At 62.4% G+C, this 11,568-nt stretch carries 10 protein-coding genes; 3 read left to right on the top strand and 7 right to left on the bottom strand.

Going from position 1 to position 11,568, the window contains the following annotated elements:
- Positions 1 to 385 precede the first annotated feature (385 nt).
- The 4 genes from thrS to B5F27_RS09005 form a co-directional block, all read right to left on the bottom strand.
- Positions 386 to 2,173 (bottom strand): threonine--tRNA ligase, encoded by a 1,788-nt coding sequence (gene thrS / locus B5F27_RS09020; RefSeq protein WP_087366736.1) that lies wholly within the window; start codon positions 2,171 to 2,173, stop codon positions 386 to 388.
- 756 nt (positions 2,174 to 2,929) lie between these two features.
- Positions 2,930 to 3,427 carry a DUF1622 domain-containing protein gene (locus B5F27_RS09015; RefSeq protein WP_087366733.1) on the bottom strand — a complete coding sequence of 166 codons (498 nt, stop codon included), beginning with the start codon at positions 3,425 to 3,427 and terminating at the stop codon, positions 2,930 to 2,932.
- A 52-nt stretch (positions 3,428 to 3,479) separates the two neighbouring features.
- On the bottom strand, positions 3,480 to 4,118 hold the full coding sequence (locus B5F27_RS09010; protein ID WP_087366730.1) for an RpiB/LacA/LacB family sugar-phosphate isomerase: 639 nt from the start codon (positions 4,116 to 4,118) through the stop codon (positions 3,480 to 3,482).
- 159 nt (positions 4,119 to 4,277) lie between these two features.
- Positions 4,278 to 4,505, bottom strand: coding sequence for a hypothetical protein (locus B5F27_RS09005; RefSeq protein WP_087247995.1), 228 nt, complete (start codon positions 4,503 to 4,505; stop codon positions 4,278 to 4,280).
- Positions 4,506 to 4,824: 319 nt separating this feature from the next.
- Between B5F27_RS09005 and B5F27_RS09000 the strand changes: the two genes are divergently transcribed.
- Entirely contained in the window at positions 4,825 to 5,517 is a 693-nt protein-coding gene (locus tag B5F27_RS09000; RefSeq protein ID WP_087366726.1) for a hypothetical protein, read from the top strand.
- A 108-nt stretch (positions 5,518 to 5,625) separates the two neighbouring features.
- On the opposite strand, the gene B5F27_RS08995 is transcribed toward B5F27_RS09000, so the two are convergent.
- The 3 genes from B5F27_RS08995 to B5F27_RS08985 are packed head-to-tail and all read right to left on the bottom strand — an operon-like array spanning position 5,626 to position 8,701.
- Positions 5,626 to 6,699: a putative ABC transporter permease gene (locus B5F27_RS08995; protein ID WP_087366723.1), complete on the bottom strand. Its 1,074-nt coding sequence runs from the start codon at positions 6,697 to 6,699 to the stop codon at positions 5,626 to 5,628.
- Between the two features lie 24 nt (positions 6,700 to 6,723).
- Positions 6,724 to 7,479 (bottom strand): tRNA (guanosine(46)-N7)-methyltransferase TrmB, encoded by a 756-nt coding sequence (trmB, locus tag B5F27_RS08990; protein ID WP_087247989.1) that lies wholly within the window; start codon positions 7,477 to 7,479, stop codon positions 6,724 to 6,726.
- A 34-nt stretch (positions 7,480 to 7,513) separates the two neighbouring features.
- The gene (locus B5F27_RS08985) at positions 7,514 to 8,701 is read right to left on the bottom strand and encodes an alanyl-tRNA editing protein (RefSeq protein WP_087366719.1); all 1,188 of its coding nucleotides are present in this window, start codon (positions 8,699 to 8,701) and stop codon (positions 7,514 to 7,516) included.
- Positions 8,702 to 8,905: 204 nt separating this feature from the next.
- On the opposite strand from B5F27_RS08985, the gene malQ reads away from it, so the two are divergent.
- Both malQ and B5F27_RS08975 read left to right on the top strand, forming a co-directional pair.
- Positions 8,906 to 10,471: a 4-alpha-glucanotransferase gene (gene malQ / locus B5F27_RS08980; protein ID WP_087366715.1), complete on the top strand. Its 1,566-nt coding sequence runs from the start codon at positions 8,906 to 8,908 to the stop codon at positions 10,469 to 10,471.
- A 230-nt stretch (positions 10,472 to 10,701) separates the two neighbouring features.
- Positions 10,702 to 11,505 carry a GGDEF domain-containing protein gene (locus B5F27_RS08975; protein ID WP_087366712.1) on the top strand — a complete coding sequence of 268 codons (804 nt, stop codon included), beginning with the start codon at positions 10,702 to 10,704 and terminating at the stop codon, positions 11,503 to 11,505.
- Positions 11,506 to 11,568: the final 63 nt, after the last annotated feature.

The following is an 11,568-nucleotide window of genomic DNA, read 5'->3' as shown; positions in this document are numbered from 1 at the left end:
TCCTTCTGTTGTTGATCGCACCAAAACAAAAGAACTTTTGCGTCACGAAAGATAGGGTCCCTCTGCGAGGGCCGGCTCTCACGAGCTGGCCCTCGCATTGTTTGTTATACGGGGAAACATATAGAATAGAGAATGTACCCTGTGTTTTAGCCCTTGGGGGCGGCGGCGCAGCCGCGGGGGAAGAGAAAATCCCCGTTCCTTTTTACAGGAACGGGGATTTGTGTTTTTATGAAGCTCTGCTGTGGATCAGAAAATCAGGCGATGACAGACTTTGCATCGTACCGGGCCGCAGGCCGGGAGCCTTCCTAAAGAGGCTGAGACCTGACCGCCGGCAGGGCCTTGTGAAGTTCACAGCAGTTGCTGGTACCAGTTGAAAGGATGGGGGTTACTCGTGGGCGCGGGTGGCGATTTCGTTGCAGACCTTCTGGATGAAGGCATCCAGCTCCATGGTAGTGGTTTCGCCCTTGCGGTCACGGACCGAGACGTTGCCGGCCTCGGCTTCCTTGGCGCCCAGGACCAGCATATAGGGCACGCGGTCCACCTGCTGGGCCTCGCGGATCTTGTAGCCGATCTTCTCGTTGTCGCTGTCCAGAGCAACGCGGATGCCGGCGGCAACCAGCTTCTCGGTGACCTCGGTGGCGTAGTCCAGGGTCTTCTCCGAGACGGGCAGGACCTTGACCTGGGTGGGTGCCAGCCAGGTGGGGAAGCGGCCCTTGGTCTCCTCGATCAGGTAGGCCATGAAGCGGTCAATGGAGCCCAGGATGGCGCGGTGCAGGACCACGGGGGTCTTTTCGGTGCCGTCGCTGTCCACGTAGGTCAGGTGGAACTTGGCCGGCAGGCAGAAGTCCAGCTGGCAGGTGGACAGGGTGTACTCGGCGCCCACGGCGGGACGGACGTTGACGTCCAGCTTGGGACCATAGAAGGCAGCCTCGCCGATCTCCTCGGTGAAGTTGATGCCCAGCTCGGTCAGAACCTCGCGCAGGGCGGTCTCGGCGTGATCCCACATGGCGTCATCGTCGTGGTACTTCTTCTTGTCGGCGGGGTCGCGCAGGGACAGCACGCAGCGGTAGTCGGTGATGCCGAAGTCCTTGTACACCTCGAAAATCAGGTCGCAGACGGCGGCCACTTCGCTCTTGATCTGGCTGGGGGTCACGAACAGGTGGGCGTCGTTCTGGCAGAAGTGACGGCCGCGCTCGATGCCCTTCAGGGTGCCGCTGGACTCATACCGGAAATCGTGGGCGATTTCGCCGATGCGGATGGGCAGCTGGCGGTAGGAGTGGGGCCGGTTGGCGTAAATCATCATGTGGTGGGGGCAGTTCATGGGACGCAGGACGTAGCTCTCGCCCTCCATCTCCATGGCGGGGAACATGTTCTCACGGTAGTGATCCCAGTGGCCGGAGGTCTTGTACAGGTTGACGGTGCCGACGCAGGGGGTCATGACGTGCTGATAGCCCCGGGCGCGCTCCTTGGCCTTGATATAGTTCTCCAGCTCCTGCCAGACGGTGTAGCCGTTGGGCAGGAACATGGGCAGGCCGCGGCCCACCAGGTCGTCGGTCATGAACAGGCCCATTTCCTTGCCGATGCGGCGGTGATCCCGGGCGCGGGCTTCTTCCTGCTGCTTCTCCCAGGCTTCCAGCTCCTCCTGGGTGCGGAAGGCGACGCCGTTGATGCGGGTGAGCATCTTGTTGTCCTTGTCGCCCTTCCAGTAGGCGCCCGACTGCTGGGTGATCTTGAAGGCCTTCAGGGCCTTGGTGTAGGTCAGGTGGGGGCCGACGCACATATCAATGTACTCGCCCTGCTGATAGAAGCTGATGGTGGCATCCTCGGGCAGATCGCCGATGTGCTCCACCTTGAACTTCTCCTGACGGTCCTCCATCAGCTTGATGGCCTCGGGACGGGGCAGGATGAAGGCCTTGATGGGCAGGTTCTCCTTGACGATCTTCCGCATCTCTTTCTCGATGGCGGCCAGATCCTCGTCGGTCAGCTTGGTGTCGCCCAGGTCCACGTCGTAGTAGAAGCCGTTCTCGGTGGCGGGGCCATAGCCGAAGTCAGCCTCGGGGTACAGGCGCTTGATGGCCTGTGCCATGATGTGGGCGGCGGTGTGGCGCAAAACGTGCAGTTCCTGGTCCTGCGGGCACTCAGCAACGGTGCCGTCATTGTAAATGATCTTCATCGCAGTATTCCTTTCTCCAAATAGGGTTTGCATGGAAAATAAAAAAGCGCTTCATCCCGCAGAACGTATGCACGGGATGAAGCGCCGGTCATTCTTTGCCGGGAACGCTCCACGGTTCCACCCGAATTGCGCCGCCCAGAGGGCTGCGCCTCTCGATGTGCTGTAACGGGCACACCCGGCAGAGGTTCGCCTCTGCACTCCGCGGTGGTAGGGGGCGGGCTGCGCCAGGCTGCTTGCAGCACGCCGCATCGCTGCGGCGGCAGCCCTCTCTCAGGCGTCGCGGTTCTGCCCCTGTTTGTCCGCATCCGAGAGGGCGCCGGGGCCCTCTCACGCTTGGCCAGGATGAAACTGAGAAGATTGTAGCACACCTGCGGCAAAAATGCAAGCGGGCGGGGCAAAAACCTGTCTGCCCCAGCAAAACAGCCCCCGCCCTGTCGGAGGCTGGGGGCGGAGGCTGCTCTGCTTTCTGCATCTGGTAAAAGGAAAGAAAAAGAAGAAGGAGAACGCCCGCGCACCGTAACCCTTGCGGCAGGGGCCGCCTCTCAGAGAGCCCTCTATTCTCCCCGAAAAGCGGAAGGCGCCGGGCCGCGAAAACAAAAAGACGCTGACAGACTCCAGTCCGTCAGCGCCTTTGCTTTCGACGATGTCAGTATAGCTCGCTTTGTGCGAAATGTCAAGAACGGGCGCGGCGTTTTGGGACGTTTCACAGCGTCGCCAAAAGGCGGCCCCTGCTTTTCGCCAAAATGCCCAAGCCGGTCACTGAGCTTCCCGCTGGTCGGGACCGTCGGAACGGTCCGCCCCGGCGGATTCGCCGGCAGAGCCGGGTTTCCAGGGCCAGAAGGGACTGGACTCCAGTTCCGCCCGGCGCTCGGCCCGGCGTTCGTCGCGCTTGGCCTCGGCCCGCTCGGCCCGCTCCGAGCGCATTTCCACCCGCAGCAGTATGCTCATCAGGGCGCGGGAACCAAAGGTTGCCACCAGCAGAAGGACGGCGTCCAGGCTGGGCAGCAGGATGGTCTTGGAGACCTCGGCCGCCATCAGGAACTCCAGCGCCGTAATCAGGCCGGTGCTCATCTCCAGATGATAGTCGTAGTCGTCGTGGAACAAAACTACCCGCAGATAGTGGTAGGTGGTGCGCAGCAGGCTGACTACGATGATGAGCAGGCCGATCAGCTCGGCGATGCCGGAAATCAGAGGGACAGAGACGGCCAGGGCGGTCTCCATCCCGGAGTCCATTTGTTCAAAGAGTTGCAGCATGGGTTAGCGGTTATCCTTTCTGGGTGTGGGGTGGAATCGGAGGGTCAGAGGCTCAGTCCAGCAGGGTCTTGACGTAGTCGGCCAGCTCCTGATCCTTGCAGGCGGGGAAGAACAGCTCGCTGAAGTGCTCGCCGGCCACAGCGCCCTTGACCAGAGCGGGGTCCAGGCCCTTCAGGCAGTCGATCAGGGGCTTGAAGTTGTTGGCGCGGACGCCGTCCAGGATGATCTTGTTCCGCTGCTCGGGCTCGCGGCGCTCCTTGGGATAGCCCTGGCCGTGGCCGAAGCCGAACAGCTTCTCGAAGATGTACTCCAGGTTCAGCTCGCCGCCCCAGCCGAAGCCCTTGGCGAAGGGCAGGGCCACCGCGTTGCCGTCGTTGACGTGGGCAAAGGTGTAAGCGTCCACGGGATCTTCCACGTGGCCGCAGATGACGCCGGGGAAGCTGTTCAGGGCCAGCATGGCGCCCTCGCCGGTGCCGCAGCCGGTGATGACATAGTCGGCGGCGCCGCTGTTCAGCAGGATGGCGGCCAGGATGCCGTTCTGAACGTAGGTCAGCTGGGCAGCATCGTCGGCGGCGTACATGCCGTAGTTGACCACCTCATGGCCCATGGGCTCCACCACCTTCTTGAGGGCGGCGAGGATGATGCCATTCTTGGCGGCCTGGCTGTTTTCGTTGATGAGTGCGATTTTCATAGGGATGAACCTCCATTTCCCGGCGCTGTCCACTCCCGGGACGGCGCGGCTTTTTTCCTACGTCCCAGTGTACCGGTTTTGGACAGGAAAGTCAATGCCATGCATCCAACAAACAAAAAGCGCCGCTGCAAAGGCAGTTGCAGCGGCTTGGTTTGGGGGTCATTCGGCCTGTACCATGCAGTCAAAACCGGTGCAGTCGGGCTGGCACCAGGCAGCGTGGCGGCGCCGGCGGGCATGCCGTCCGGCGGGCTGGCCCTGATAGGGACAGTCGTAGGAAACGGCACAGCAGCCGGCAGCGCGGTGGCAGCATCCGCCGTCGATGCCGGCCAGGTTTTCCGCCCCGATGGGGGCGCAGTGGGCAGGCAGATGAAGGACCGAAGATTTCATGGAACATCCCTCCTTGGGTCTTCTCTGACTCTATTATAATGGACCGCAGACCGGCCCTGCAAGGCGTCCGCTGTGGAAAAACAGATGAAATAAATTGCACCCATCAAACGTATACATGCAGGCGGCTCATGGATCAGCGGGCCGCCCGGCGGCCCGGCGCAAAAATCGAAAAAAGGACGTATCCAATGAAAAATTCTGGGTGTTGATTGACACAATCTGCCCCCTGTGATAGAATCAAACCATACCGAGACGTATGCCGCGGCAGCTTTTTCGGGCTGCAGGGCCGGTGTAACATAAGAAACGTGAAGGAGGACATCCTATGTCTTGCAAAATCTCCCGCAGAAACTTTATGAGGTGCGCCGGCATAGGCGCCCTGGCCTTGGCCTCGTCCAGCCTCCTGGGCGGCTGCACCAAGTTTGACGCCGAGTATGGCCTGGGAGAGACCGTCACCTGGACCGACAAAAATGGCGGCACGGTTTCCATGAAGATTGCCGAGGCCTGGGAGGTCACCGCCTCCAACCACACCGATGTGGCGTCCAACTATCAGCTGAAGGTGGAGGACGGCCAGCGCTATGTCTATCTCCGGATCGAGATGACCAACACCACCGACGCCGACATCGAGCTGTACAACAAGCGCTACAGCTTCGACTGGTTCGAGACCAAGTACACCGACGAAAAGGTGCGGGATTACTTCTACCGCTGGGAGAAGAACGCCGAGGAAACCAGCGAGTATCCCACCTATCCCAACGCCAACCGGATGGTGAAGGCCCCCGCTGTCATCTGGGGCTACAACAACGGCATGTACCTGAACGACGGCAAGTTCGGCGCCGTCTGCTACACCGGTTCGGCAGGCCAGCCCCGCAAGGAGAATACATACGCCAAAGTCCCCAAGGGCGCTTCCCACATTGACTGCATCGGCCAGATCACCGAGAACCTCCAGACCCTGCGGATTGTCTACCGCCTGGAGAACAAGGAAGTCAACTTCGTCATCTATCCCAATCAGCTCACCTGATGAAGGCGGAACCGGTCCCTGAGGGGCCGGTTTCCCGGGAAAATCAAAAGGGAATACAAAAAGAAAAGCTGCTGCAGGGCCAAAACCCTGCGGCAGCTTTTTTGGTATTCAGGACTGGGATTCGTCGTCGTCCTTCCGGCGCAGGCGTTCCCGCAGAGCGTCCAGGGAGAGGTGACGGCGGCCGTGGCGCATCCGGGGGAAGGCGTGGAGCAGACGGCCGGCGCCAAAGAAGGAGCCGTGCTGCATCTGGGCCCGCATCTGGGCCTGCATTTCCTCCGAACGGGCTTCCAGCTCGGCCCGCAGGTCTTCCAGCTGGAGCAGCTCGGCGGCCCGGTCGGTGGCCCGCTCCATGGTGCCGGCGGCAGCCAGACGGGCCGCTTCGGCGGCCTCCATGGCGTTCAGCCGGGCCAGCTCGCCGGCCCGGCGGGCGGCCTCGATGGCCTCGTCCGCCTTGTCACGGGCAGCACGGGAGGTGCGGCGGATCTCCTTGGCCGACAGCTTTTCGCCTGCGGTCCGCAGCTCGGCCTGGGCCAGCTTGATCTGGAGACGGCTCTCGTCCAGCTTTTGGTCGGCGTCCAGGGCGGTGGAGCCGATCAGGTCGGTCATCACGTCGCTGATGTCGTGGATGCCGTCCGCAATCCGCTCCAGAGCTTCCAGCTCCTCCGCCAGACCGGTGGCGGTGATGGTGGTGACCACCAGGTCCACGCCGTACAGGATGTACAGCAGGGCAAGGATGATCCATCCCGCGGTGGTGGGCACCATGCCCACCAGGGCGGCAATGGTGGGATGGACCAGCTTCATCATAAAGACGGCGCCCAGGCCCCAGTAGAGGGAGAATTCCAGGCAGATATAGCCGCCCAGGTTGAAGGGCCGGTCGGTGTAGTCCCACCAGCGGGTGTGGTAGATCTTATACAGCAGCCAGCCGCCCGCCAGCTCGATGGCGCTGGGAATGATGACGCCTCCGATGAACAGCAGGATATTGTTGTTCAGCAGCGGGGTCAGGAAAAACAGCATGGTCAGCATCCCGAAACCGTAGATGGGGCAGACCGGGCCGTTCAGAAAGCCGCGGTTGACCAGCTTGCCGGTGGTGACGGCGGCATAAGCCACCTCCAGCCCCCAGCCCAGGAAAGAGTAAATCAGGAAATACGCTGCGATTTGATACAAGGTGAATCCAAAGATCATAAGACAGCCTCTCAAAAAAGCCGGTTATTCCTCGCTGCCGGAGGCAGGGGCTTCGGCGTCGTCCTCGTCCTGGCCGCCGCGGCGCTTGGGTTCCACCCAGGTGACGCTGTCGTCGCCGGGGATTTTGCGGGCGATCAGGGCTTTGATGTTGATGCCCATTTCGGTGAACATCCCCTCGTGCTCGGTGCGGATGTTCCAGGCCGGCTCATTCTCGTGGAGATCGTAAGTCTGCCAAGTGATTTCGTAGCCCGCCGCAGGGAAGTAGGCCAGGCTGTCCCGGAACAGGTCATCGTCGTCGGTCTTGAAATAGATTTCCCCGCCGTCCACCAGAAAATCCCGGTACTGGATCAGCTGCCGGGGATGGGTCAGGCGGTGCTTGTTGGAGGAAGCGTTCTTGCTCCAGGGGTTGCAGAAGTTGATGTAAATCCGGCTGACGGTGTCCTCGGGGGTAAACAGATTGCGAATCCGCTCGATGTCGGCGCTCATAATCCGCACGTTGTCGATGGGACGGTTGACGGCGGCGTAGGCCGCCTCAATTTTCCGCTTGGCCAGAATCAGCACCTTGTCGGTGATGTCGATGCCCAGATAGTTGTTTTCGGGGTGGGCGGCGGCCAGCTGGGAGATAAAGCCGCCCTTGCCGCAGCCCAGCTCCAGCACCAGGGGCAGATCCGGGTTGGCGAACTGGTTGTGCCACTGGCCCTGCAGGTGGAAGGGGTCATGGATGTGGAAGTCGGCGGCGAGCAGCTCGGCCCGCGCGTAGGGCTTGAAACGCATGCGCATAGGGTTATACTCCTTGTTTTATGGATTGATGATTTTACGAATGGGCTGCGTTCTGCAGGAAGGCGGCCACTTCTTCCGGCCCGGCGGAACAGCTGCCCTGGCAGATGCCGGGCTTTCCGCCGCCCCGTCCGCCGCAGGCGGCGTTGAGGGCCTTGGTGAGGGGACGGACGTCCCCGTCCCGGCGGGCCAGACAGTAGCCGCAGCCCTTGTCGGTGGGGGTGAGGGCGGCGCACAGGCCGTCGGTGGCTTCGGTGAGCCGCACCGCCAGCCGGTGGAGCCCGTCGGGGTCCAGACCGGCCACCGTTCGGATGGCGTCCTCGTGGGGGTCCACCGCCCCGGCCAGCGCGTCAAAGAGCTGGCCGCACAGGCCGTACTGGGTGTACTTGAGGGCGGTGAGTTCGGCGTGAACCCGGCGGACGGCGTTGGCCGTCTCGGCGGGCTTGGCGCTCAACAGGGCCACAATGGTGCTCTGGCGGTCCTGCATGGCCTGGACTTCGGCCAGGGCCCGTCCGCCGCAGACCACCGACAGCCGCATCCCGCCCTTGTAGTGTTCCGCTGCCAGAATCTTGATGAGACCCACCTGGCCGGTGGTGGCGGTGTGGGTACCGCAGCAGGCGCAGACGTCGGCCCCGGGAATGGTGACAATCCGCACCTGGCCTTCGATCTCCTTTTTGCTGCGGTAGGTCATGTGGGCTAGCTCCTCCCGGCTGGGATAGCTGATCTGGACCGGCAGATCCCGCCAGACAAAGCGGTTGGCCTCCGCCTCGGCCTGGCGCAGCCCCTCGGGGCTGATGGGGACGCTGGTGTCCATCCGCACCGCCTCGCTGCCGATGTGAAAGCCCACATTTTCGGCCCCAAACAGACGGTGCAGGGTTCCGGACAGGATGTGTTCGCCGGTGTGCTGCTGCATCTTGTCAAACCGCCACTCCCAGTCAATCTGCTGATGGACGGGAACCCCGGCTTTGGCGTCGGGGGGCAGGAGGGACACAGTGTGCCAGATGATGCCCTCTTTTTCGTGGACGTCGGTTACCGGCAGGACGGTGCCGTCGGGCAGGGTCAGGGTACCCCGGTCGGCGGGCTGGCCGCCTCCTTCGGGATAAAAGATGGTGCCGGTCATGGCAATGCGGCCCCCGCCCTCGGCCAGAGGCTCGGCGGCCTCAATCAGGACGTCCGCCTCGGTGCGGTAGGGGTCGGCTTCGTAAAAACGTTCGGTTGGGTGCATGATGGATTTCCTCTCTCTGAACAGCGGGAAACGGCAGACAAAAACCAATGGGCGCGAAGCGCTGTCATTTAGGTCAAATAGCCCGTTTAGGGCTATTATACCACGATTTTTGCCTGTGGAAAATAGTTACCGGTTGTGATATCATAAAATAGACAGGGCCGCGCATAAAAGGGCGGCACGTTTGAAAAAAGAGAGGAACGGAACATGCGTGAAAGTGGAATTTTGATGCCGATTTCCAGCCTGCCCGGCCCCTACGGGATCGGCTGCTTCGGCGCAGAGGCTGTGAAGTTTGTGGATTTTCTGGCGGCGGCAGGCCAGAGCATCTGGCAGATTCTGCCCCTCAGCCCCACCGGCTACGGGGACAGTCCCTATCAGAGCTGTTCGGCCTTTGCCGGCAACCCCTATTTCATCGACCTGGAAGCCCTGCAGGCCGAGGGCCTGCTCACAAAAGAGCAGCTGGAGGAAGCCGACTGGGGCGAGGACCCCTGCGTGGTGGACTACGGCGCCCTGTACAACAGCCGCTATGAGCTCCTGCGGGCCGCCTATAAGGCATGGCAGGCCAAGTGCGTCGGCGTCCATGGCTGCGAGACGTACTACCCCGACGACTATTACGCCTTCACCCTGACCCAGGAGGACTGGCTGGACGACTACGCCCTGTACATGGCCCTCAAGTCGGAGCAGAAGATGAAGCCCTGGACCGAGTGGCCCCGGGAATACCGCCTGCGGGACGCCGAGGCCCTCCGCCGCTACGCCGCCGAAAACCAGGATGAGATCGGCTTCTGGAAGTTCCTCCAGTATGAATTCAGCAAGCAGTGGAGCAAGCTGAAAGCCTACGCCAACGCCAGGGGCATCAAGATTCTGGGCGATATGCCCATTTACGTCTCGGCCGACTCGGTGGACGCCTGGGTGGGCGGCAGCCTCTTTGAGCTGGACGGCGAGGGCCGGTTCGCCCGGGTGGCCGGATGCCCGCCGGACTACTTTGCCGCCGACGGCCAGCTGTGGGGCAACCCCCTCTATGACTGGGACTATCACCGCAAGACCGGCTTTGCCTGGTGGATCAAGCGGGTGCGCTACGCCACCTCGATTTATGACCTGGTGCGGATTGACCACTTCCGCGGGTTCGATACTTATTGGGCCATCCCGGCTTCCAGCGCCACCGCCAAGACCGGCAAGTGGGAGCAGGGCCCCGGCATGGAGCTGTTCCACGCCCTGGAGAACGCCCTGGGCCAGCTGCCCATCATCGCGGAGGACCTGGGCGATCTGACCGACAGCGTCCGCCAGCTGCTGGCCGACAGCGGCTTCCCCGGCATGAAGGTGCTGCAGTTTGCCTTCACCGGCGGGGACAATGAATACCTGCCCTACAACCACATCAAGAACTGCGTGGTATACCCCGGCACCCACGACAACACCACCATCACCGACTGGTGGGAAAACGTGGCCACCAAGACCGAAAAGCGGAACGTTGCCGCCTATCTGCACCTGACCAGCTACCTCAAGCCCACCGCGGCCCAGGCTGCCCTGGTGGAGCCCGCCGAGGCCCGTCAGGCCATTCTCCGGGCGGCCCTCAGCTCCCCGGCGGACCGGGCCATCATCGCCCTGTACGACTGGCTGGGCCTGGGCGCCGAGGCCCATCTGAACACCCCGGGCCGTCTGGGCGGCAACTGGGCATGGCGGGCCAAGAAAGGCTTTGACACCGCCGCCCTGGCCGAGCGAATCCGCCAGGAATGTGAGGTAAGCTGCCGTACCCGGGAGAATCTTTTAGCAGAATGACAAAATTTCCGCAATCCGGGGGGAAAGTTGCCCCCGCGGCTGGAAAATAGATCCAGTCCGTGATATAATTTACATATGCTGGTTATTTAGACAAGCTGGCAAATGGATGGGCAGAGGGCCCGTCTGAGGGAATATGCAGCCGCCTTGGAGCGTGGGGAGCAAAGCCGGACGGAGGGATTTTGCCGCCGCGGCCCATGAAGAAGGACCGGCGCATAGCGGGGGAAACAGCGATGAAAAAAGGATGTACGGTGCAGGACCTGCAAAGGTTGACCGAGGCTTTACAGATGGTCTTTGAGGACGTCAGCGTTGTTGCGCTGCCGCCCGAGTCCGAGGATCACTGGCAGGATGACGCCATGCAGGTGAGTTATGAGCAGGGGGGCGGCCAGGTGAGCTGTGTGCTCCGCCGCCGCGTCAAGGTGGATGGGGCCAGCTATGGCATCCAGATGAGCGCGCCCCTGGCGGGCAACACTCTGCCCGAGGACCGGATGACCGAGCGGGAGCGGGAACTGGTGCGGGAGGACCTCAACCGGGACTTCCTGACCGGCGCCTACAACCGCCGCTATGTGGAGACGGTGTTCAGCCCCCGGCTGGATGAAATCCTCCAGGCCGGCGGCCAGGCCGCCGCGGCGCTGGTGTCGCTGGACGAGGCCGACCGCCTGCGGTACGCCCACGGGCAGGCCTCTCTGGACCAGATCGTCTGCACCATCGTCAACCAGTGGAAAAAACACTACGACGTGCCCAACAGCCGGGTGGTCTGCCGCCTCCACGGCGGGATTCTCCTGATTGTCTGTGAGGGAATGACGGTGGCCCAGCTGGAGGAAGAAGTCCGGCAGCATTACGCCTCCATGCCCTGCAGCTGCATCGCCGGCACCGGCATGATGAGCCGGGTGGCCTTCACCCTGTCCATCGGCGTGGCGGGCACCTCTGAGCTGGCCGAGGGCCAGCGCAGCTGGGAGAACCTGTACCACCTGTGCGACAAGCGGCTGTGTGCCGCAGTGTCCAGCGGCGGCAACTGCATCTGCGCCCGGGACTGAGATCAAACCTGTATCCGGCCGGAACGGCGTCCGCCCTCCGGCCGGATTTTTTGTGCCCCGAAA

The sequence above is a fragment of the Faecalibacterium sp. An192 genome, from assembly GCF_002160175.1.
In the GTDB taxonomy this organism is placed as follows: domain Bacteria; phylum Bacillota; class Clostridia; order Oscillospirales; family Ruminococcaceae; genus Faecalibacterium.
The sequence above is the reverse complement of the archived record's forward strand: the minus strand, read 5'-3'. Positions and strand labels throughout refer to the sequence as shown.